Annotated in this window: 28 protein-coding genes and 1 tRNA gene; 13 read left to right on the plus strand and 16 right to left on the minus strand. The window is 66.2% G+C overall.

Features of this window, described 5'->3' with window-relative positions; genetic code table 11:
• Window positions 1-26 precede the first annotated feature (26 nt).
• The 4 genes from SSKA14_RS09225 to SSKA14_RS09240 are packed head-to-tail and all read right to left on the minus strand — an operon-like array spanning window position 27 to window position 4,290.
• Window positions 27-1,586, minus strand: coding sequence for a PepSY-associated TM helix domain-containing protein (locus SSKA14_RS09225; RefSeq protein ID WP_008266883.1), 1,560 nt, complete (start codon window positions 1,584-1,586; stop codon window positions 27-29).
• Window positions 1,587-1,596: 10 nt separating this feature from the next.
• A complete protein-coding gene (locus tag SSKA14_RS09230; RefSeq protein ID WP_008266569.1) occupies window positions 1,597-1,860 on the minus strand; it encodes a hypothetical protein in 264 nt (87 codons plus the stop codon).
• A complete protein-coding gene (locus SSKA14_RS09235; protein WP_040007368.1) occupies window positions 1,860-2,156 on the minus strand; it encodes a hypothetical protein in 297 nt (98 codons plus the stop codon). The genes SSKA14_RS09230 and SSKA14_RS09235 overlap by 1 nt, the downstream gene beginning before the upstream one ends.
• Before the next feature lie 7 nt (window positions 2,157-2,163).
• Window positions 2,164-4,290, minus strand: a complete 2,127-nt coding sequence (locus SSKA14_RS09240) for a TonB-dependent siderophore receptor (RefSeq protein ID WP_008268643.1) — start codon at window positions 4,288-4,290, stop codon at window positions 2,164-2,166.
• Window positions 4,291-4,652: 362 nt separating this feature from the next.
• Between SSKA14_RS09240 and thrS the strand changes: the two genes are divergently transcribed.
• The 9 genes from thrS to SSKA14_RS09280 all read left to right on the plus strand — a co-directional run bounded on the left by thrS (window position 4,653) and on the right by SSKA14_RS09280 (window position 12,435).
• A complete protein-coding gene (thrS, locus tag SSKA14_RS09245; protein ID WP_008266374.1) occupies window positions 4,653-6,554 on the plus strand; it encodes a threonine--tRNA ligase in 1,902 nt (633 codons plus the stop codon).
• Window positions 6,555-6,602: 48 nt separating this feature from the next.
• On the plus strand, window positions 6,603-7,145 hold the full coding sequence (gene infC / locus SSKA14_RS09250; RefSeq protein WP_080357233.1) for a translation initiation factor IF-3: 543 nt from the start codon (window positions 6,603-6,605) through the stop codon (window positions 7,143-7,145).
• A gap of 266 nt (window positions 7,146-7,411) precedes the next feature.
• Complete coding sequence (gene rpmI / locus SSKA14_RS23330; protein ID WP_005410436.1) at window positions 7,412-7,609, plus strand: 50S ribosomal protein L35; 198 nt, start codon at window positions 7,412-7,414, stop codon at window positions 7,607-7,609.
• An 11-nt stretch (window positions 7,610-7,620) separates the two neighbouring features.
• Complete coding sequence (gene rplT, locus SSKA14_RS09255; protein ID WP_005410435.1) at window positions 7,621-7,980, plus strand: 50S ribosomal protein L20; 360 nt, start codon at window positions 7,621-7,623, stop codon at window positions 7,978-7,980.
• Window positions 7,981-8,173: 193 nt separating this feature from the next.
• Window positions 8,174-9,169, plus strand: a complete 996-nt coding sequence (locus SSKA14_RS09260; RefSeq protein WP_005417865.1) for a phenylalanine--tRNA ligase subunit alpha — start codon at window positions 8,174-8,176, stop codon at window positions 9,167-9,169.
• Between the two features lie 60 nt (window positions 9,170-9,229).
• Window positions 9,230-11,626 (plus strand): phenylalanine--tRNA ligase subunit beta, encoded by a 2,397-nt coding sequence (gene pheT / locus SSKA14_RS09265; RefSeq protein ID WP_040009519.1) that lies wholly within the window; start codon window positions 9,230-9,232, stop codon window positions 11,624-11,626.
• A 27-nt stretch (window positions 11,627-11,653) separates the two neighbouring features.
• Window positions 11,654-11,953: an integration host factor subunit alpha gene (locus SSKA14_RS09270; RefSeq protein ID WP_005410432.1), complete on the plus strand. Its 300-nt coding sequence runs from the start codon at window positions 11,654-11,656 to the stop codon at window positions 11,951-11,953.
• Window positions 11,934-12,290 carry a MerR family transcriptional regulator gene (locus SSKA14_RS09275; RefSeq protein ID WP_005410431.1) on the plus strand — a complete coding sequence of 119 codons (357 nt, stop codon included), beginning with the start codon at window positions 11,934-11,936 and terminating at the stop codon, window positions 12,288-12,290. The genes SSKA14_RS09270 and SSKA14_RS09275 overlap by 20 nt, the downstream gene beginning before the upstream one ends.
• A 68-nt stretch (window positions 12,291-12,358) precedes the next feature.
• A tRNA-Pro gene (locus SSKA14_RS09280) sits at window positions 12,359-12,435 on the plus strand.
• A 65-nt stretch (window positions 12,436-12,500) separates the two neighbouring features.
• On the opposite strand, the gene SSKA14_RS09285 is transcribed toward SSKA14_RS09280, so the two are convergent.
• Window positions 12,501-12,950, minus strand: a complete 450-nt coding sequence (locus SSKA14_RS09285) for a GNAT family N-acetyltransferase (protein WP_008265860.1) — start codon at window positions 12,948-12,950, stop codon at window positions 12,501-12,503.
• Window positions 12,951-13,036: 86 nt separating this feature from the next.
• Window positions 13,037-13,540, minus strand: a complete 504-nt coding sequence (locus SSKA14_RS09290; RefSeq protein WP_008266204.1) for a DUF3011 domain-containing protein — start codon at window positions 13,538-13,540, stop codon at window positions 13,037-13,039.
• A 242-nt stretch (window positions 13,541-13,782) separates the two neighbouring features.
• Between SSKA14_RS09290 and SSKA14_RS09295 the strand changes: the two genes are divergently transcribed.
• Window positions 13,783-14,175 carry a hypothetical protein gene (locus tag SSKA14_RS09295; protein ID WP_040007370.1) on the plus strand — a complete coding sequence of 131 codons (393 nt, stop codon included), beginning with the start codon at window positions 13,783-13,785 and terminating at the stop codon, window positions 14,173-14,175.
• A gap of 24 nt (window positions 14,176-14,199) precedes the next feature.
• Here the strand turns inward: SSKA14_RS09295 and SSKA14_RS09300 are convergent, their stop codons facing one another.
• Window positions 14,200-14,892, minus strand: a complete 693-nt coding sequence (locus SSKA14_RS09300; protein ID WP_008265990.1) for an aspartate/glutamate racemase family protein — start codon at window positions 14,890-14,892, stop codon at window positions 14,200-14,202.
• A 154-nt stretch (window positions 14,893-15,046) separates the two neighbouring features.
• On the opposite strand from SSKA14_RS09300, the gene SSKA14_RS09305 reads away from it, so the two are divergent.
• Together SSKA14_RS09305 and SSKA14_RS23335 are read left to right on the plus strand one after the other, a co-directional pair.
• Window positions 15,047-15,688 carry a LysE family translocator gene (locus SSKA14_RS09305; protein ID WP_040007371.1) on the plus strand — a complete coding sequence of 214 codons (642 nt, stop codon included), beginning with the start codon at window positions 15,047-15,049 and terminating at the stop codon, window positions 15,686-15,688.
• Window positions 15,689-15,782: 94 nt separating this feature from the next.
• Window positions 15,783-15,956, plus strand: a complete 174-nt coding sequence (locus SSKA14_RS23335; RefSeq protein WP_006380555.1) for a DUF1328 domain-containing protein — start codon at window positions 15,783-15,785, stop codon at window positions 15,954-15,956.
• A 22-nt stretch (window positions 15,957-15,978) separates the two neighbouring features.
• Here the strand turns inward: SSKA14_RS23335 and SSKA14_RS09315 are convergent, their stop codons facing one another.
• The 4 genes from SSKA14_RS09315 to SSKA14_RS09330 all read right to left on the minus strand — a co-directional run bounded on the left by SSKA14_RS09315 (window position 15,979) and on the right by SSKA14_RS09330 (window position 17,511).
• Window positions 15,979-16,311: an SMR family transporter gene (locus tag SSKA14_RS09315; RefSeq protein WP_006457753.1), complete on the minus strand. Its 333-nt coding sequence runs from the start codon at window positions 16,309-16,311 to the stop codon at window positions 15,979-15,981.
• Window positions 16,312-16,324: 13 nt separating this feature from the next.
• A complete protein-coding gene (locus SSKA14_RS09320) occupies window positions 16,325-16,894 on the minus strand; it encodes a TetR/AcrR family transcriptional regulator (RefSeq protein ID WP_008266606.1) in 570 nt (189 codons plus the stop codon).
• Between the two features lie 86 nt (window positions 16,895-16,980).
• Window positions 16,981-17,214, minus strand: a complete 234-nt coding sequence (locus SSKA14_RS09325) for a DUF1653 domain-containing protein (RefSeq protein WP_008264949.1) — start codon at window positions 17,212-17,214, stop codon at window positions 16,981-16,983.
• Window positions 17,215-17,226: 12 nt separating this feature from the next.
• Window positions 17,227-17,511 carry a hypothetical protein gene (locus tag SSKA14_RS09330; RefSeq protein WP_008264898.1) on the minus strand — a complete coding sequence of 95 codons (285 nt, stop codon included), beginning with the start codon at window positions 17,509-17,511 and terminating at the stop codon, window positions 17,227-17,229.
• A gap of 397 nt (window positions 17,512-17,908) precedes the next feature.
• On the opposite strand from SSKA14_RS09330, the gene SSKA14_RS09335 reads away from it, so the two are divergent.
• On the plus strand, window positions 17,909-18,166 hold the full coding sequence (locus tag SSKA14_RS09335; protein ID WP_040007373.1) for a hypothetical protein: 258 nt from the start codon (window positions 17,909-17,911) through the stop codon (window positions 18,164-18,166).
• On the opposite strand, the gene SSKA14_RS09340 is transcribed toward SSKA14_RS09335, so the two are convergent.
• The 5 genes from SSKA14_RS09340 to SSKA14_RS09360 all read right to left on the minus strand — a co-directional run bounded on the left by SSKA14_RS09340 (window position 18,135) and on the right by SSKA14_RS09360 (window position 20,876).
• Window positions 18,135-18,557: a response regulator transcription factor gene (locus SSKA14_RS09340; protein ID WP_040007374.1), complete on the minus strand. Its 423-nt coding sequence runs from the start codon at window positions 18,555-18,557 to the stop codon at window positions 18,135-18,137. The genes SSKA14_RS09335 and SSKA14_RS09340 overlap by 32 nt on opposite strands.
• Window positions 18,558-18,818: 261 nt before the next feature.
• On the minus strand, window positions 18,819-19,274 hold the full coding sequence (locus tag SSKA14_RS09345) for a pilin (protein WP_050413360.1): 456 nt from the start codon (window positions 19,272-19,274) through the stop codon (window positions 18,819-18,821).
• Between the two features lie 84 nt (window positions 19,275-19,358).
• Entirely contained in the window at window positions 19,359-19,823 is a 465-nt protein-coding gene (locus SSKA14_RS24260) for a pilin (protein ID WP_083797329.1), read from the minus strand.
• Between the two features lie 169 nt (window positions 19,824-19,992).
• Window positions 19,993-20,439: a pilin gene (locus tag SSKA14_RS09355; RefSeq protein WP_083797331.1), complete on the minus strand. Its 447-nt coding sequence runs from the start codon at window positions 20,437-20,439 to the stop codon at window positions 19,993-19,995.
• 110 nt (window positions 20,440-20,549) lie between these two features.
• Window positions 20,550-20,876 (minus strand): hypothetical protein, encoded by a 327-nt coding sequence (locus SSKA14_RS09360; protein WP_197563404.1) that lies wholly within the window; start codon window positions 20,874-20,876, stop codon window positions 20,550-20,552.
• Window positions 20,877-20,967 lie beyond the last annotated feature (91 nt).

Raw genomic sequence — 20,967 nt, forward strand, 5'->3', positions numbered from 1 at the left:
AGCGCCGGGCCATGCCCGGCGCTACCTCAATTGGCCCAGACGCTGTTGGGATCGCCGTTGCGCGCGCGACGCTGGCTGGCCAGGGCCAGCCGGGCAAAGCCGAACGCCATGGCCAGTGCGATCGCATCGACCCAGAACAGCGGCCAGTGCCCATGCGCGGCCGCGCGCCACAACCAGTCACCGCTGAGGGCGCCATGCAGCACCGGCACCAGCGCGGTGCTGATCGCGGCGGCCCAGAGCAGCTCGCGTGCCGCCTGGGCCGGGCGGCGCAGTGCCGCCCACAGCGCGCAGGCGGCCCAGCTGCCGAAACAGGCCCAGCGGATGCCGTGATCAACGGCGGACGGTGCCACCCGTTCCAGCACCAGGGCGCTGGCGAACGCGACCGAGATCGCCACGCACAGGCCGATGCACACGCCCACCGTGGCCCGCGCCATGTTCACCCCGGAGCGCGGCTGCTGTGGTTGCCGGCGCTTGCGCCGCGATTCGATCCACAGCAGGTTGCCCGAATAGAACAGGAAGGCACCGCCCAGGCCCAGCAGGAAATACAGCCAGACCACCACGCCGTTGCCGAACTCACCGAAATGCAGCGCATAGGCGGCGCTGAGCGTGGCGTGGTTGGCATCGCGGTGGCCGGGCAGCTGGCTGGCCAGCAGGCGGCCACTGGCGACGTCCAGCGCGACCGAGCCAAGCGGGCCGAGGGTGCCGCTGGATTCACCGGTGATCTCGATGGTGGCATTGGCGTCACCGCCGTTGGCCAGTTTCAGGTAGGCCGGTTCGAAATCGGTCACGCCCTGCGCGCGCGCCACTTCCAGCGCGCGCGCATGCAGTTCGCGCAGGCTGCCCGGAGCGGCCGGCACACCGCTGGCGGCGCGCACGGGCGCGGTGTCCATCGCCGTCGGCACCGCCTGCATGGCCTTGCCTTCGAAGATGAGCGGGTTGAGCAGGGCGATCTGGATGAACACCAGGCAGAGCAGGGTACCGGTCACGGCGAACATGAGGTGGAACGGCAGGCTGAGCACACCGATGACGTTGTGTGCGTCCTGCCACAGCTGCTTGAGGTTGCGGCCCGGACGCAGCGCGAACAGGTCGCCGAGCAGTTTCGGCAGATGGATCACCAGGCCACTGAGCAGGGCCATGCCATACAGCAGGCTGACGATGCCCATCACGTAGATGCCGGCCACCGGCAGGCCCAGGCTGTAGTGCAGCTCGTTGACCAGTTCGGCCAGGCCCGACTGCGGCGGCGTCGGGCTGCCGGCGGTCTGCCCCGGCCAGGCATAGCGCCACCCCCCGTCGTCGGCCTGCCAGTAGGCCAGCGGCTGCGGATGCTCGGCACCGGGGAAGGTCATGCCGACATGCCGGCGTGCTTCCGCATGCGCGGTCAGCACGTCCTCCAGCAGGTACTGCGCGTCATCCAGGCTGGCGGGCAACGCAGTGGCCGCGCCCGGTGTCTGCCACAGCGGCAGGTCGTGGTGGAACAGGGTCAGCGCACCGGCATAGAAGGCCACGAACAGCCCGAAGCCGGCCACCAGGCCGACCCAGGTGTGCAGGGTGGTGAACGTGCGCAGGGTCTGCGAGCTGAACTTCATGCGATTGATCTCATTGCACGGCGCCGGCCATGCGCAGCAGCCCGAGCACAGCGAAGCCGGCCGCCGCGCTGCCGGCCAGGGCCAGCCAGGCATACCCCGCGCGGCGGAAACTGAAGGCCCACAACGCTGCCAGCATCCACAGCGGCACGAAGGCGATCAGCGCAGGCACCAGGGCGTTCTGCCATGGGCCCGGTGGCAGCCAGGTGACCAGTCCGGTGGCTGCGGCCGCCAGGAAGAAGCCGGCGAAGATGCCGGCAAACGCGCGCGCCCACATCACGGTGTCTCCGCGCCGGGGCGATGCCACGCGGCCAGTGCCGGCAGCAGCATCGCCGACAGCATCCACGTGCACAGCATTGCGACCAGGCCAGCGGCGAAGCCCAGCTCGGCCATCCACAGCCACAGCGATGCGGCAGCGGCGACCAGGCCGATCTGGTGGCCGAGGCGTCCTGCGCGGCGCAGGCGCGGCCAGCGGCAGTGCGGCGAGGCGGCATAGAAGGCCAGCGCCGAGAACATCGCCGCCAGCATGCCCAGGCTGCAGAATCCCAGCGTCGACAGGCCTACCGTGATCATCGCGGGCTCACCATTGGTAGCGCAGGCTGGCAGTCACGGTACGCGGGTAGCCGTAATAGCACCAGGTCGCGCTGTTGCAGGCCGACACGTACTTCTTGTCGGCGGCGTTGGCGGCATTGACCTGCAGGCGCCACGGGCCGCGGTCGTAATGCACGCTGGCATCGATGAGGGTGAACGACGGCGTGTACCAGTCGTTGTAGATGTCGCCGTAGATGCCGCCGCTGTAGCGGACGCCGGCACCGAAGCCGAACCCGCTCAGCGCGCCGGCGGTGAAGGTGTAGTCGGCGCCCAGCGACGCGCTTTCCTTCGGCACCAGCGCCACCCGCTTGCCCACCGAAGCGGCATCGGTACTGCGCCGGACCTTGGCGTCGAGGCGGGTGTAGCTGCCGTACACGCTCAGGCCCTGGCCGATGTTCCAGCGCCCTTCCAGCTCGGCACCGCGCACGCGGGTCTGGCCCTGCTGGATCGAGAACAGGGTGTGCTGCGGGTCGACGGTGAGCGTGTTGTCCTGCTCGATCTGGTATGCCGCCGCAGTCAGCAGCAGGCGGCCCCCCTCGGGCTGGTACTTCACGCCGGCCTCGAACTGCTCGCCGGTGGTCGGCACGAACGCGCGCCCCGCGTAGTCGGTGCCGATGGTGGTCTGGAACGACTGCGACCAGCTCACATAGGGGCTCACGCCATTGTCGAACAGGTAGTTCACGCCGACACGGCCGGAGAACCTGTCATCGCTCTGGTGGGCGCGGCTGGCGGTACCGATGCGCTGCTCGGTATCGGTACCGACCCAGTCCTGGCGGCCGGCCAGCGTGACCAGCCAGCGGTCGATGCGGATCTGGTCCTGCAGGTACAGGCCCAGCGTGCTCTGTGTCTGCACCTGGCGCGAGGTGTAGTCGGGCACCTGCACCGGTGCGCCGTACACCGGGTTGTAGGCATCGATGCCGGGCGCGCCGAACAGGAACGCCGAGGCGTAATCGTTGCGCGCGCGACGGTAGTCGAGCCCGGCCAGCACCGTGTGCTCGGCACGGCCGGTGCGGAAGCGGAAGGTCAGGTTGTTGTCGATGGCCACGCTTTCGGACTTGTCCAGGCGCGGGTAGTAGTAGCGCACCAGCTCGGTGCTGTCCGGCGACACCAGCCCGAACAGGCCCAGGCTGCCGCGGCTGGCGTCCACTTCGGCCCAGCTGTAGCGCGCGTTCTGGTTGAACACGGTGCCATCGCCGAAATCGTGGCGGAACTCATAGCCGAGCGCGGCGCTTTCCTTGGTGTAGTCGTTCACACCCGGCTCGCCGCTGAAGAAGTGGCGGGAGATATAGCGGCCGTTGGCGCCGGGCACCACCGTGCCCTGGTAGGGCAGGAAGCCACCGGTCTCAACCGTGTCGTTCTTCTGGTAGCGGGCCAGCACGGTCAGTGCGTTGGCATCGTCCGGCGTCCAGGTCAGCGAGGGGGCGAGGTAGTAGCGATCGTCATGGACGTGGTCGATCACGTTGTCGCTGTTGCGGGCCAGGCCGACCAGCCGGTACAGCACGCTGCCGCTGTCATTGAGTGCACCGCCGATGTCGAAGGCGGCCTGCTTCAGGCCATAGTTGCCAACCTGCAGTTCCACTTCCTGCAGCGGGTTGGCGTGCGGCCGCTTGCTGACGAAGTTGATCAGGCCGCCCGGCGGCATCGCGCCGTAGTTGACCGAGGCCGGGCCCTTCAGCACGTCGATGCGCTCCAGGCCATAGGGCTCCAGGCGCGATTCGCCGGTCCAGGTGCCTTCCACCATGGCCAGGCCATCGAGGTAGCGGGCCGGATTGAAGCCGCGGACCAGCAGCCAGTCGCTGCGCGTGTCCTCGCCGAACTGGCCGCCCTGGGCGCCGGCGGTGTACCACACCGCCTCTTCAACGCCATGGATGCCGCGGTCGCGCATCTGCCGGTCGGTGATGACCGAGATCGACTGCGGGATCTCGCGCAGCGGGGTATCGGTCTTGGTCGCGCTGCCGCTCTCGGTGGCGATCGGGGCGGTCACCTGCACGGTGTCGAGCGTACGCGCCTCGTCGGCCGCGGCCAGGCCCGGAAGCATGCCGGAGACGGCAAGGGCGAGGGCGGAGAGTGGGGCACGGAGCAGGCCGGCACGGGCCGGCAGCGACAGCGTATACATGGGTGGGTCCAGGGCCAGGAAGGGGCGCGCCACACGCGAGTGAGAAACGCCTGCGTATGGTAATCATTGATATTTGGCCCCGCCAGCGACGGCCATTCAGCCGCGTTTGCCGGCGGCAGGCCCCGGTCGGCTTGGGCTTTCCTCCCTGCTGGTTTAAGATCGTCGCAGACCCCTGACTGGAACAAGGTGGCCCGCGCCCAGCGCCGGCCGAGCGTGCGACATGAGCACTACCACCGCCCACTGTTGACCTGCCCCCGAAGGCCCTGTGTTCCAGGCGCCCTCGCGGCGCTTTTTTATTGCCCGGGCCATGGCCCGGGAACGCTTTCCAGCCCGCCCGGCGGGCCCCGCACGAAGCCACTGCGATGATCAATATCACCCTTCCCGACGGCAGCCGCCGCGAGTTCGAAAACCCCGTCAGCGTCATGGACGTCGCCCAGTCGATCGGCGCCGGCCTGGCCAAGGCCACCATCGCCGGTGCGGTCGATGGCGTGCTGGTCGATGCCAGCGATGTCATCGACCACGATGCCAGCCTGCGCATCATCACCGCCAAGGACGAGGAGGGCGTGGAGATCATCCGCCACTCCTGCGCCCACCTGGTCGGCCACGCCGTCAAGCAGCTGTACCCGGACGTCAAGATGGTGATCGGCCCGGTGATCGCCGAGGGCTTCTACTACGACATCTACTCCGAGCGCCCGTTCACCCCGGAAGACATGGCGGCGATCGAGAAGCGCATGGGCGAGCTGATCGCCCAGGACTACGACGTCATCAAGAAGATGACGCCGCGCGCCGAAGTGGTCGAGATCTTCAAGGCCCGTGGCGAGGACTACAAGCTGCGCCTGATCGAGGACATGTCCGACGACATCCAGGCGATGGGCATGTACTACCACCAGGAATACGTTGACATGTGCCGTGGCCCGCACGTGCCGAACACCCGCTTCCTGAAGGCCTTCAAGCTGACCCGCATCTCCGGCGCCTACTGGCGCGGTGACGCGCAGAACGAGCAGCTGCAGCGCATCTACGGCACCGCCTGGGCCGACAAGAAGCAGCTTGAGGCGTACATCAAGCGCATCGAAGAAGCCGAAATGCGCGACCACCGCCGCATCGGCAAGCAGCAGGACCTGTTCCACCTGCAGGAAGAGGCCCCGGGCCTGGTGTTCTGGCACCCCAAGGGCTGGGCGCTGTGGCAGGTGGTCGAGCAGTACATGCGCAAGGTCTATCGCAAGACCGGCTACGGCGAAGTGCGCTGCCCGCAGATCCTGGACGTGAGCCTGTGGCAGAAATCCGGCCACTGGGACAACTACCAGGACGCGATGTTCTTCACCGAATCGGAGAAGCGCACCTACGCGCTCAAGCCGATGAACTGCCCGGGCCACGTGCAGGTGTTCAACCAGGGCCTGCACAGCTACCGCGACCTGCCGATCCGCTATGGCGAGTTCGGTGCCTGCCACCGCAACGAGCCGTCCGGCGCGCTGCACGGCATCCTGCGCGTGCGTGGTTTCACCCAGGACGACGGCCACGTGTTCTGCACCGAAAACCAGGTCGAGGCGGAAGTGACCGCGTTCCACCAGCAGGCGCTGGCGGTCTACCAGCACTTCGGCTTCGATGAGATCCAGGTCAAGATCGCCCTGCGCCCGGAATCGCGTCTGGGCGACGACGCCACCTGGGACAAGGCCGAAGGCGCGCTGCGCTCGGCACTGTCCAGCAATGGGGTCGAGTGGCAGGAACTGCCGGGCGAGGGCGCCTTCTACGGCCCGAAGATCGAGTACCACCTGAAGGACGCCATCGGCCGTACCTGGCAGCTGGGCACCATGCAGGTCGACTTCATGATGCCGGGCCGCCTGGGTGCCGAGTACGTGGACGAGAACAGCCAGAAGAAGCACCCGGTCATGCTGCACCGGGCCATCGTCGGCTCGATGGAGCGCTTCCTGGGCATCCTGATCGAGCACCACGCCGGCCAGTTCCCGGCCTGGCTGGCGCCGACCCAGGTGGTGGTGGCCAACATCACCGACGCCCAGGCTGAATACGTCTCGGGCGTGACCAAAACCCTTGCGGAGCAAGGCTTCCGCGTCAGCTCGGATTTGCGTAACGAGAAGATCGGCTATAAAATCCGCGAGCATACGTTGCAGCGCGTGCCGTACCTGCTGGTCATTGGTGACCGCGAGAAGGAAAACGGCGCTGTAGCGGTGCGTACGCGTTCTGGCGAAGACCTGGGCAGCATGAGCCTGCAGGCCTTCATCGAGCGGCTCCACGCCGAGGGCGCGTAAGCAAAGGTCCGGTCCGGGCGCACAGGCACCCGGACCGGTTCGATACCCTTGGGAGAACGTAATATCAGCACCCCTGACAACAAACAGAACCGCAAGAATCAGGAAATCCGTGTGCCGCGCGTCCGCGTGATCGGCAGTGACGGAGAAATGATCGGCGTGTTGTCGCGCGACGAAGCGCTGTCCATGGCCGAAGATGAAGGCCTGGACCTGGTCGAGATCCAGCCGCAGGCCGATCCGCCGGTCTGCAAGATCATGGACTTCGGCAAGTTCAAGTTCGAAGCGCAGAAGAAGGCCAACGAGGCCAAGAAGAAGAGCAAGCAGGTCGAGATCAAGGAAGTGAAGTTCCGTCCGGTCACGGACGAGGGCGACTACCAGATCAAGCTGCGCAAGATGCGTGAGTTCCTCGAAGATGGTGACAAGATCAAGGTCAACATCCGTTTCCGTGGCCGTGAAATGAGCCACCAGGAACTGGGCCGCGAAATGGCCAACCGGATCGAGGCCGATCTGGGCGAGGACATCGTCATTGAATCCCGTCCGCGCCTGGAAGGGCGTCAGATGGTCATGATGATCGCGCCGAAGAAGAAGACCTGAGGCCTGACCGGCCGCCTTCCGGGGCGCCTGGCTGAATGGTTCAGGGTGAGGGGGCGCCGATGGCGTCCCTTTGCTTTTGCGGCATCCCGGTGAATTGCCGGTGAAAGGGTTGCAGGGGCTGGTGACAGGGCGGTTTTGCCTGTATCATGCCCGGCTCGACCCACCCAGGACGGGTCGTACGCCGATCATGGCAGGACGGAAAGAGCGGCCCAGGCCGCCGCCAGATCAGTCAGAAACCAGGGTCAAATCCCATCAAGGACATTGCAATGCCCAAGATCAAGACCAACCGGGCAGCGGCCAAGCGTTTCCGCAAGACCGCCTCGGGCAAGTACAAGTGCGGCCACGCCAACCGTAGCCACATCCTCACGAAGAAAGCGACCAAGCGTAAGCGTAATCTGCGTCAGACGGGCCATGTCCGTGCAGAAGACGCAGGCCGTCTGGACCGCATGCTCCCTTACCTCTGAGGAACTGAAAAATGGCACGAGTTAAGCGTGGCGTACAGGCGCGTCGCCGCCACAAGAAAATCCTGGATCTCGCCAAGGGCTATTACAACGCCCGTCGCAAGGTCTTCCGCGTCGCCAAGCAGGCGGTCATCAAGGCACAGCAGTACGCCTACATCGGCCGTAAGCAGAAGAAGCGCAACTTCCGTTCGCTGTGGATCACCCGTATCAATGCGGCTGCCCGCATCAACGGCCTGAGCTACAGCCGCTTCATGAACGGCCTGCTGAAGGCCGGCATCACCCTGGATCGCAAGGTCCTGGCTGACATCGCCGTGCACGACGCAGCCGGTTTTGCCGCGCTGGCCGAAAAGGCCAAGGGCGCGCTGGCGGCATAAGTCCTTCCCGATGCCGTAACCGTTCACTCGGAACGGTGTCAGGTCAAGGCAATGCATGGGGAAGGGCGCAAGTCCTTCCCCATTCTTTTTTGGGTCCCGGCGCGGCCACAGCGGCAGCGCAGGGACGGCGGTGGCGACAGGGGTCGGCCCTTCGCGCATCGCGATGGCAGATCGACTGGAGTTCCGGCCCCCCATGAGCGACATCCAATCCCTCACCACCCAGGCGCTGGCCGATGTGGCCGCCGCACAGAGCCCCGACGTGCTGGAACAGCTGCGCGTGGCCCTGCTTGGCAAGAGTGGCAGCATCACCTCGCAGCTCAAGCAGCTCGGCGCCCTGCCGGCCGACGAGCGCAAGGCAGCCGGTGAAGCCATCAACCAGGCCCGCGATGCGCTGACCCGCGCGCTGGGCGAGCGCAAGGCGCTGCTGGAAGACGCGGCACTGGATGCGCGCCTGGCCGCCGAAGCCATCGACATCACCCTGCCGGGCCGCAATGGCGATCGCGCCGGCCTGCACCCGATCACCCGCACCCTGGAGCGCATCACCGGCATCTTCGGCCGCCTGGGCTACGAGTTGTCGGAAGGGCCGGAGATCGAGGACGACTGGCACAACTTCGAGGCGCTGAACTTCCCGCCGCACCATCCGGCGCGCGCGATGCATGACACCTTCTACTTCGGCGACGGCCGCCTGCTGCGCACGCATACCTCGGGTGTGCAGGTGCGCTACATGGGCGACCACGCGCCGCCGCTGCGCATGATCGCCGCGGGCAAGGTGTACCGCAGCGACAGTGACCAGACCCACTCGCCGATGTTCCATCAGGTGGAAGGCCTGCTGGTGGACGAGCATTCGACCTTCGCCGACCTGAAGGGCACGCTGGCCGAGTTCGTGCGCGCCTTCTTCGAGCGCGATTTCGAAATGCGCTTCCGGCCCAGCTACTTCCCGTTCGTTGAACCGGGCGCGGAAGTGGACATCGCCTGGCAGCAGCCCGATGGCAGCACCCGCTGGCTGGAAGTGCTGGGCTGCGGCATGGTGCATCCGAACGTGCTGCGCAACGTCGGCATCGATCCGGAGCGCTACACCGGCTTCGCCTTCGGCATGGGCGTGGAGCGCTTCGCGATGCTGCGCTACGGCGTCAACGACCTGCGCGCGTTCTTCGAGAACGACGTGCGCTTCCTGAAACAGTTCGCGTAAAACGACAGCTTCCAAATTCGCAGGCCCAGGCGCATGCGCCGGGCCCACCAGGGTGACACCATGAAATTCTCCGAAAACTGGCTGCGCAGCCACGTCCCGACCAGCGCTTCGCGCGATGAACTGAGTGCGGTGCTGACCGCCATCGGCCTGGAAGTGGAAGAGGTGACCGCGCTGGGCGAAGGCCTCGATCACGTGGTCGTGGCACGCATCGTCGAGGCCGTCCGCCATCCGGAAGCCGACCGCCTGCAGGTGTGCAGGGTCGATGCCGGGCAGGGCGAGTTGCTGCAGATCGTCTGCGGGGCGCCGAACGCGCGCCCGGGCCTGGTCGCGCCGCTGGCGATGGTCGGCGCGCAGATCGGCGAACTGAAGATCAAGCCGGCCAAGCTGCGCGGCGTCGAGTCCAACGGCATGCTGTGCTCGGCCAAGGAACTGGGCCTGGACAACGATGCGTCCGGCCTGCTGGAACTGCCCGATGACGCTCCGGTCGGCCAGGCCCTGGTCGAGTACCTGGGCCTGCCCGATGCCAGCATCGAGATCAAGCTGACCCCGAACCGCGCCGACTGCTTCAGCCTGCGTGGCATCGCCTTCGACGTTGCCGCTGCGACCCGCAGCGAAGTGCTGGATTTCGCCGCCGACGCCATTGCGGCCGTCGGCAGCCGTGAACTGTCGATCCAGCTGGATGCCGGTGCCGAAGCGCCGCGTTACCTCGGCCGTGTCATCGAGGGCGTCAACGCTGCGGCCAAGACCCCGCTGTGGATGGCCGAGCGCCTGCGCCGCAGCGGCGTGCGCCCGGTGTCGCTGCTGGTCGACATCACCCAGTACGTGATGCTGGAGCTGGGCCAGCCGATGCATGCCTATGACCTCGGCACCCTGCAGGGCAGCATCGCCGTGCGCCGTTCGCGCGCGGACGAGACGCTGAAGCTGCTGGACGGCCGCGATGCTGCGCTGGACGACAGCTTCCTGGTGGTCACCGACGCCGACCGCGCAGTCGGCCTGGCCGGCCTGATGGGCGGCTTCGACACCCGCGTCACCGACGCCACCACCGCCGTGTTCCTGGAAGCCGCACACTTCGCGCCGGCCGCGATCATGGGCCGTGGCCGCAAGCTGGGCCTGCACACCGATGCCGGCCATCGCTTCGAGCGCGGCGTCGATCCGGCACTGCCGCGTACCGCCATCGAATACGCCACCCGCCTGGTGCTGGACCTGGCCGGTGGCATCCCGGCACCGGTCACCGAGGCCGTGCGTGAGGCCGATCTGCCGCAGCCGGCAACCATCGCGCTGCGCCGCGCGCGCATCACCCGCGTGCTCGGCATCACCATCGAAGACGCTGAAGTCGAGCGCATCCTGCGCGCGCTGGGCATGGACGTGAGCGCGACGGCCGAGGGCTGGCAGGTGGCCGCGCCGAGTCGTCGCTTCGACATCGCCATCGAGGAAGACCTGATCGAGGAGCTGGCCCGCATCCACGGCTACGAGCAGATCCCGACCACGCTGCCGGGCGGTGCCTCGCGCGTGGCGATGCCGAGCGAAACCCAGCTGGATGCGCTGAGCGTGCGTCGCCAGCTGATCGCCCGTGACCAGCAGGAAACCGTCAATTTCGCCTTCGTCGACGACGCGCTGCTGACCCAGTGGCAGCTGCGCGATGGCCTGGTGCCGCTGGCCAACCCGCTGTCGGCCGAACTGGCGGTGATGCGCCCGTCGCTGCTGCCGGGCCTGGTCGCCACGCTCGGCCGCAATGCCGCCCGCCAGCTGGGCCGGGTGCGCCTGTTCGAGCTCGGCCGGGTGTTCGCCCAGCAGGCCGGCGACGCGTCGCCCGGCGAACGCCGGCCGGCACCGCTGGAAACCCCTCGCGTGGCCGCCGCGGTCTGTGGCGATGCGCAGGCGGTGCAGTGGGGCCTGCCGAGCCGCAAGGTCGATTTCCATGACCTGAAGGGCGACCTGGAGTCGCTGGCCGCCGCCAGTGGCGCGCAGCTGGAGTTCCGCCCGTCGGCCCGTGCCTACGGCCACCCGGTGCGTTCGGCCGAGGTGCTGCGCGATGGCGTGGCCATTGGCTGGATCGGCCAGATCCACCCGCGCCTGGCCAAGGCGATGGAGATCGAGGCCGATGTCTATGCCTTCGAGCTGGACCTGGAGCCGTTGACCGCCCGCCGCCTGCCGCGTGCCGGCGAGCTGTCGCGCTACCCGGCGGTGCGCCGTGACCTGGCGTTCCTGGTGCCTGAACAGGTGGCCTGGGCCGATCTGGCCGCCACCGTCCGCCAGGCGGCCGGGCCGCTGCTGCGCGACCTGAACCTGTTCGACCGTTATGTCGGCCAGGGCGTCGAGCCGGGATTCAAGAGTCTCGCTATGGGCTTGATTTTGCAGGACAAGTCGCGCACTCTGACGGACCGCGACGTGGATGCGGTGGTGGCCGAGGCGGTCACTGCCATCGAGCGTGAACACCACGCCCGGATCCGCGGCTGAGCGGGCAGCACTCGGGGGTAGCAGGCAATGGCATTGACCAAGGCGGAGATGGCGGAAAAGCTGTTCGACGAAGTCGGTCTGAACAAGCGGGAAGCCAAGGAATTCGTCGACGCGTTTTTCGATGTGCTGCGTGAAGCATTGGAACAGGGACGTCAGGTGAAGCTGTCGGGCTTTGGCAATTTCGACCTGCGGCGCAAGAACCAGCGCCCGGGTCGCAACCCCAAGACTGGCGAGGAAATTCCGATTTCCGCCCGTACGGTGGTCACCTTCCGTCCGGGCCAGAAGCTCAAGGAGAGGGTGGAAGCTTATGCTGGATCCGGGCAGTAACCGCGAACTACCGCCGATCCCGGCCAAGCGCTACTTCACCATCGGTGAAGTCAGCGAGCTGTGCGACGTCAAGCCGCACGTCCTGCGCTACTGGGAAACCGAGTTTCCCAGCCTTGAGCCGGCCAAGCGCCGAGGCAACCGTCGCTACTACCAGCGCCACGACGTGCTGATGGTGCGGCAGATCCGCAGCCTGCTGTACGAACAGGGCTACACCATCGGTGGTGCACGCCTGCGCCTGGACGGTCCCGATGCCCGCGAGGAATCGGCGCTGAGCAACCAGATCATCAAGCAGGTGCGCATGGAGCTGGAAGAAGTGCTGCAGTTGCTGCGCCGCTGATCCCATTTCCTTCGCAATCCGCTATACTTCACGGCCCGCCGCACTGGCGGGCACATCGCAGCATCAGTCGGGGCGTAGCGCAGCCTGGTAGCGCATCTGCCTGGGGGGCAGAGGGTCGTCGGTTCGAATCCGGCCGTCCCGACCACTGTGATGAATCAAGAAGCCTGCGCAGCGATGCGTGGGCTTTTTTGTGCGCGTGGCGCAGCGCGATCAATCACCCTCGAAGCGGTAGATCCGTTCCGCATCGCCCTCGTCCAATCCGTGCACGATGCCGCTGTCGACGAAGCCCGACGCAGCAAGCAGGCGCTGCATGCTGCTGTTGGAGCTGTTGGTGGAGGTGAACAGCTTGCCGCCGCCGCGTCGCGCAATGGCGTGGCGAAGCAGGGCGGCACCGATGCCTTGGCCGCGCCGTGCCGGGCCCACCATCAGCATTTCAACGAAGGCTTCGCCGAAGAAGTGGTGATGGATGACCAGGTAGCCGACAGCCACGCAATCCTGCTCCGCCACGTGCACATGGCCCTGCGCAAGCCACTGGCCGATCTGCGTCGCCCGTCGCGGATCATGTGCCGCCACACTGTCCAGCGCGATCAGCGCGGCGGCATCGCCGGGGCGGGCGTCGCGGATCTGCAGCCTCGTCGTGGAGGGATCCGGCGGTGTCATCAATCGTTCCTCGGGCGGTTGCATGCAGTCTATCGGTCACGCCGGTTGCGATCACTGATCCGCCGCAGCCAGCGCGTGCTCGGCAGTCAATAGACCCGGAACTCGGCACGGCAGCCGTCGCTGACCCAGATGCCACGGCGGTCCCAGCCCCAGTTGCGGTCCTCGACACAGGTCGTCACCGACTTCTGCTTGACCAGGCGCACTTCGTGGCGCACGCGGATGCGGCATTCCTTGTCCTTCTTCTCGTACGACTCGCAGACCAGGCGTTCGCCCTCGTCGTCGCGATCACGACCGCGCCCGGGCCAGCGACCGTACTCGTCGGCGACGAACTCGGCGCGGCAGCCGTCAGTGACCCAGAGCATGCGGCGGCGCTGGCCCCAGTTCTGGTTCTCCACGCAGCGGGTGACCGACAGCTGCCGGGCCAGCCGCATCGGGCCTTCGATGGCGCACTGCTGGGTCTTGTTGAACTGCGATTCGCAGCGCAGCGCTGGAACGTGATCCGTGTCGTAGTCGTGGGCGGCCACGGCGGTGGCAACCAGCAGCAGGACAAGTGCGGCGGCGGTGATCGGCAACAGCAGGCGGTGGGTCATCAGGGGCCTCGGGTGGGGGATCGGGCGGCAAGAATGACCCAGCCCGGGGCCGCCGGAACGCACCGTTCCGGAACGGGCTCAGTGGGGGTTTAGTAGTACGCGCGGGCCCATGCAAAGGCTTACATCCCGTATCATCGCTGCACATCCGATCGCATCGGTTTACACCTTCTTACATGTCTTCCACGCCTGTCGGCGCAGCCTGCGGCTGCCGTCACTGGTGTGCGGGCGGCCTGTGGGGGAGGATGCGCGGACCACGACGACCACAGGGGGTTGCGTTGATCAGCAGTACTGTCATTCATCGCTCGGCCGACACCGGCGCCGAGGTGCAGGTCCTGGACACCACGTTCAAGGGCAAGCATGTGTTCATTGCGTGGGGCCTGCGTGGGCCGGAACTGACCCGAAGCGCGGACCCGGCCACGACCGTGGCCGCCCGCAAGGCGTTGCATGCCGTGGCCGGGCACAGCGAAGGGCCGCGCAGCCCGGAAGTGTTCATCGCCAACCAGTCGGCGGTGGCGATCACGGTGTATCGCCTGCTCACCGAAGCGCGTTCCGGCGATGCCATCTTCTTCCTGTGCGATTCGCAGGCGGTGGTCGACTGGTTGATCACCGCGCTGGAAGTGCAGGGCGCGGACTGATTCCGCGCCGCATCGCAGGTGGGGTCAGGCTAGCGCCGCGTCCACCGCGGCCCGCGCATGCAGGGTGGTGGTATCGAACAACGGCACCGCGCTGTCCTCCGGCCGCACCAGCAGCATGATCTCGGTACAGCCGAGGATGATCGCCTCCGCGCCGCGCGCGATCAGGCGCGCGATGACCGCGGCATAGACCCGCCGTGACTGCTCGCTGACCACGCCGGCGATCAGCTCCTGGTAGATGATGTCGTGCACGCTGCGACGATCTTCGGCATCGGGCACCAGCACCTCCAGGCCGAAGCGCTCCTGCAGCCGGCCGCGGTAAAAGTCCTGCTCCATGGTGAAGGCGGTGCCGAGCAGGCCCACCCTGCGCGCACCCGCCTGCACGATCGCGTTCGCGGTCGGGTCGGCGATATGCAGCAGCGGCAGGGGGCAGGCGGCTTCGATGCGATCGGTCAGCTTGTGCATGGTGTTGGTGCAGATCAGCAGCAGATCGGCGCCGCCGGCCTGCAGGCGCCGTGCGGCATCGGCCATGTGGTCGCCCAACGCATCCCAGTCGCCGTCGTGCTGCAGCTGCTTGATGCCGGCGAAATCCACCGACCACAGCAGCAGCTGTGCCGAGTGGGCGCCGCCGAGGCGATCACGGATCTCCTCGTTGATGAGCCGGTAGTACTGCGCTGAGCTCTCCCAGCTCATGCCGCCGATCAGGCCAAGGGTCTTCATGCACCGCTCCATGCCAGGGGCCTCCATTGCAGCACAGAAGGCGCGCGGCTGCCGATCCCGGAATCTGTAACCACTGCATCCACGGTGGGCTGTATGTTCCGTGCGTTGCGCGCACGCCCTATGCTGGTGCGGTCTTCTGGAGTGGATGTGCGCGATGGCCCTGCATACCTGGTGGTGGTTCCTGGCCACCGTGTTCGTGCTGTGTGGCACCCCGGGGCCGAACATGCTGCATATCCTGGGCCGCAGCGTCGGGCTTGGTTTCCGTGGCAGCGTGCCGGCAATGGCGGGCTGCCTGCTGGCGATGCTGCTGGTGCTGGCTGCGTCCGCGGCGGGCCTGAGCGCGCTCTTGCATTCCTCGCCGATGCTGTTCGAAGGGCTGCGTTACCTGGGTGTGGCCTACCTGGCCTGGCTGGGGCTGAAGGCATGGCGTGACAGCGGCCGCCCGGCGCCGCCGGTGACCGTGGATGCAGGGCTGGCGGTCGCGCCGGCACTCGGCGCATGGGCAGTGTTCCGCGGGGGACTTCTGGTCGGCCTGAGCAATCCCAAGCTGCTGCTGTTCGCGACGGCATTCCTGCCACAGTTCGTCGACCCCTCGCGCGGCCAGGCGTTGCAGTACAGCGTGCTGGTGGCCACCTTCGCCGGCTGCGAGCTGTTCTGGTACGTCATGTATGCGGCCGGTGGCCATGGCCTGCGCCGCTGGCTGGCAAAGCCGTTTGCACGGCGCTGGTTCGAGCGGCTGGTGGGCAGCGTGTTCCTGGCGTTCGCGGTGGCCCTGCTGCGTTTCCGCCCGCGCTGATTCACGCCGCGCACGCGGCCTGTTCACGAGTGCCGCATCGGCCACGGCCTAGCCTGATCATCCAGTACGCAGTCCCCGCGGGGAAAGGTTTGACATGATCAAGTGGGCCATCATCTTCGCCATCATCGGCGTCATCGCAGGCGTGCTCGGCTTCGGCGGCATTGCCGGCGCGGCGGTCGGCATCGCCAAGTTCCTGTTCTGGGCCGGCATCATCATCGCCGTGGTGCTGTTCCTGCTGGGCATGACCGTGGCCAAGAAGGTCAGCTAGCGCGCGTCGCGCGGCAGCGTGCTCAGTGTGCGCTGCTGCGCGAGAACAGGTTGATCACCAGCACGCCGGCGCAGATCAGCCCGATGCCGATCAGTGCCGGCGCATCCAGGCGCTGCTTGAAGACCACCAGCCCGATCACCGAGATCAGCACGATGCCGATGCCGGACCAGATGGCATAAGCGATGCCGGTCGGTATCGATTTCATGGTCACCGACAGCAGGTAGAAGCACAGCCCATAGCCGACCAGCGCACCGAGCGTGGGCAGCAGCCGGCTCATGCCGTCGGAGGCCTTGAGCAGCGACGTGGCGATCACTTCCAGCACGATCGCGGCGGCGAGGTAGACGTAGGGATTCATCGCAGGCTCCGGCTCACAGAGGATCACACAGCTTCAGGGCCTGCTCGGCCATGGCCAGTGCATTGACGCGTTCTTCCTCGTCCAGCGGCCGGCCGTAGGCGGTGGCCCAGTAGCCGTCGGCAACACAGCGCGCCGCATACAGGCGGGGATTGGCGGCTTCCTCCGGGAACTCGGCCAGCATGCGCCGCAGCCAGGCGCCCCACTGCGCAAGCAGTGCAGGTTCAAGCATATTGCCCAGGGTCAGTCCGATGTCGTTCACCCGTTCCTGCTGCACCAGGTGGTCGAAGTTGGCGCGCACATAGGCACGACTGAAGCAGCCGTAGTGTGCGCTGTCTGCCATCAGGGCACGTACCTGCGCTTCGAATTCGGCGATGAGCGTGGCGATGGCGGCATCGACCAGCGCCTGCTTGCTGGCGAAATGATGGAACAGTGCGCCCTTGCTGACGCCAGCCGCCTGTGCGATGTCCTGCACGGTCACTGCGGCCAGTCCCTGCCGTGCGATCACGTCGATGGTGGCCTGCAGCAGCGACTGGCGCACGCTGTCGGGCGCCTTGCGGCGCGAGCGGGAGGAAGATGCGGACATGGCGGGAAGAAACCGACTGGACGGTACGATTGTAACGCAGGCCTGGCGCCGGGCAGCCACTGCCGGCCGCGGCCGGCAATGCGGATTCAATCGTCGATACGCGCGAAGCGCGGCTGCGGGCCGTGTTCGCCGGGTACCTGCTCGACGAACATCGGGTAGGGGCGCACCCACAGCCCACCTTCGCCATAGAGCGCCCGGTACAGCACCAGCGGCTCCAGCGTTTCGCTGCTGCGGACGATGTCGATCACTTGGTACTCGCCGCCCTTGAAATGGCGGTAGCGGCCGGGTGCAAGGGTGGGCAGCGGACTGAGCTCAGCCATGGTGCGCGCGGCTCACTTGCGCGCCGGACTGGCCGGCTTCGCACAGTAGGCATCGATCGATTCGGCGGTATTGGCCAGCCCCTGGGCCTGCGCCAGTTCCCACGGCCGCTCGCAGCGCTGGCTGTATTCGCACCACTGGTAGCCGGCCGAGCCGATGCAGCCATGGGCGTCGCGATCAGCGCCGACCGTCGGCGTGGCCGGCGAGCTGGCTGCGGCATCGGCGCTGGCGGCCGCCTGATGCTGGTTGGCGCAGGCGGACAGGACCAGCAACGCTGGAATCAGAAGAAGCACTTTCATCGGGCGAACTCCATGCCTTGAAGCAACAGTTTCTGCTGGCGCGGTGCTGCCAGCAAGCACTCAATGCATGGCGGCGCGGATCAGTTCTTCGATCAGCACCAGATAGCTGGCCACGAAATAGAACTTGAGCAGCGTCCCGCGCTGCTGCGAGAAGAAGGTGCGCATGTGGAAGGGGCCCCTGTTAGTGACGGTAGTGTGAAGCTGAACCGACTCCGTGACAAGGATCACGGAATGAACAGGCTAAACAGGCTCAGGGATGTGATGAGCGTGGAGTTCTGACACCCGGGCGCGGCTTTTTCGTACTTATCTGATAGGACCGCGCTGGTGGGCTGGCTACGGTGACGTCATCAGCAGAGGGTCTTGCGCCCCTGCGCCGTTTCCCCACAAGGAGCCTCCCATGGTCATTACCGTCAAGTGCAGTGCCGCACAGTGGTCCCTGCTGGACCCCGCCGCAGGCGTGGCCGAAGCCTTCAGCAGCGGCGCCGCCGCCTTCGATGCCGCGGTTGGCCGGGCCAGCGCCCACCACCGCCGCACCGGCCAGGGCAGCACGGTACGCGTGGAAGCGCTGGGCAACAGCGTGGAAGCCGTGCATTTCGAGGCACTGCCCGCCGCCGCCGCGCCGGTCAGCGGGCGGCATCCTGCGCCGGTGGCGTAACGCCCGTCGATTCATCGCGCAGTGCCTGGCTGATGAAACGGCACAGCCACAGTGGGTTGACCGTCTTCGCATAGACGTGCCCGACCTGGGCTGGCAGGGCGCGATCCTGCAGCAGGCGCAGGGGTTGCTGGGCCAGGACCAGGATGAGCAGGTCCCTGCGCAGGCAGCAGATCTGGCGCAGCAGCGGCATGCCATCGGTCTGGCCCACGGTGGGCATGCACGGATCGATGACCAGCACCTTGCAGTGGCGGTTGGCGATCTGCACCAGAACCTCGGCGGGCGAGCGGGCTTCGCTCAGCGCCTTGCCATCCAGATGGGGCTGGACGCTGCGCACCAGTTCACGACGGACCCAGGGGTTGGGATCGGCGATGACGAGGGTGGGGTCTGGCAACGCAAATCCATTACGGGTGCTGCTGCCTGAAGCAAGCGGATCTTCATTGACTGCTCGAAGCGTGGGCATCTTGGCGCTTGGAGGGCGCTCTGCGAACCGCTTGTTGAATATATCCATACGGTCGAGGAGGTCCGTGGCTGGATAATCCCAGCCCGGTGGCTGCAAGGGTGTGGTGGGCCTGTCTGTGGCGGGTCTTGATCACATGCGTGTCGAGTTCCAGCGATGGAAGCCGCGCCAAACCTGGATGGCGCGGCGCCATGATCAGGTTTTGCATTCGTTGGGCAGCAGGCTCTTGTCGGCGACGTTGCTGGTGCAGCTCCACGCTCCATCGCTATCACGATTGAGTGACAGCCTTTCCGAGTCCTGGTCGCCATACATCAGCGCGCAACTGATCTCTACACGTGAATAGTCGGACGGGTCCACGTTGACATCTATTCTGGCGCAGCGTTTGGTATAAAGGCGGATGCCAATTTTTGAGTAATAGATACCCGGCGAGACGCCTCCCTCCGCGAGAAGGACTTCGAAGCCTGCCTTGCCCGGCGCAATCTCTGCCAGGGCAGCAGTGAATTTGGCCTTGGTCGCGAACTTCTGATACTGCGGCAATGCGATCATGGCAAGGACGCCAATGATGGCCACTACAACCATCAGTTCGATGAGTGAAAATCCGCGTTGAGTTGAGCCGGGCGATGTGCTGCGGCATTCGGGGGTGATCGACATGATGGATTCCTGTCATTCGCGGGCGTGCGAAGAAGCAGGGACCGCAATTCGCTTATGCACTGCCCCTGCTCCTGCTTAAAAGGTCTAGGCCTTGCAGGCTTCCGGCAGAACGGTCTGCTCATAGATCGAACTTGAGCACGTCCAGCGGCCCTCCAGGTCTCGCTCCAGGCTCAGCGTCTGGCTCTTGCCGTAGTTGGCGTCGTCCGTCAGATTGCAGGTGAGGCTGCCCTCGCCAGCGTCATTCACACTGACATCGAAGCTCGAGCACCTCTTGGTGGAATACCCCGGCATTCCCAGTGCTACTGCGTCCACATTCTTGAAGTCTGAACCTTCAGCCAGCAGTGCTTCAACGCCAATCTTGCCGCTTGCCAGCTCGGCCAGTGCCGCAGCGACTTTCGACTTGGTCGAGAATTTCTGGTACTGCGGCAGCGCGATCATCGCCAGGATGCCGATGATCGCCACCACGACCATGAGTTCAACAAGGGAGAAACCTTTTTGCCGGGAGGCGCGCATGCCTGTGCGCGGGGCTGGGCCGAATACGGTATTCATGATAATCCTCTGTGACGTGGGTGATTCATGGGTCATGGCCGCGAATAGATGCTTCGTGGCGCAGCCCTAGAAAATCACGAATGCCGCGATGGGGATATTCCACAATTCGTAAAATGGAATGGATCAAGTGTCTGGGATTGCTTTTTACAAATAATCAGACGCCGCGCTCTCATTCCGCAGGGCACTCCAGCGGAATTGGACGCACGCCGGGAACGCGCGCACTGCACCGCCACTCGCCGGAAGCGGTGCGCGACCACCGGACGCTGCCGCGCAGGGCGGCCGTTTCGCGCAGCTCGCAGGACAGCACGGCATGTCCTGTATCCGGCAGCGAAGCGCGCAGATGGCTGCAGTACGCGGCACTGGCAGGCAAGCCCAGGTGCTGGTCGGTCAAGGTGAGATCGCCCGCGGCGTAACTGGCTTCGACGGTGGTGATGGCACGGCCCAGCGCGTTGGCCGCATCACGCAGGCGCACGCGGCTGGCATGACCGTCCACGGCGGGAGCAAGCAACAGAATCGCGTAGACGGCCACCAGCGCGACGGTAATGCCCGTCGCGGCCCAGGGCGGGTAGCGCGGTGACACGTCGCGCGCTGCGTGCGCTGACGATCCAGCTGGCATGCAAGGGATTCCCGATGGTGAGTGGGGTGTGCGGGGCGCACTCGCAGGCCGGGGCCGCTCTCCCCAGAGCAGCCCCGGCGTTTCCATCCCCTGTCTGTCGTTGCCGTGTGTTACAGCGCTAGCGAACTTTCCACGTCCAGCACCATGCGCCGGGCGAGGGCCAGGTTGGCCTTCTGGCGGTCCAGTACCACGTAGAAGAACAGCCCCTTCTTGGCCGACACCGGGCGCAGCACGTGGTACGCACGTCCCAGCGTGATCAGCACGTCTTCGATGTTGTCGTTGAGGTTCAATGCTTCGGCGGTCTTCATTTTGGCGCGCAGCACTTCGGTGTTTCCTGCGGCCGCCAGTTCCATGTCCACGCCCGAGCCGGCTTCACCCAGCAGCATGCCGCTTTCGTAGTCGACCAGGGCAACGGCTTGCGCGCCGTTGATCTGCATGAGCGTGTCCAGGCATTTGTTGATGGCGATATTCATTTCAGTGGTCCGTTGCGGTTGTGAGGGGGTGAACAGGCGTCTGAGCAGTGAGAGG

It is taken from the genome of Stenotrophomonas sp. SKA14, assembly GCF_000158575.1.
GTDB classification, from domain to species: domain Bacteria; phylum Pseudomonadota; class Gammaproteobacteria; order Xanthomonadales; family Xanthomonadaceae; genus Stenotrophomonas; species Stenotrophomonas forensis.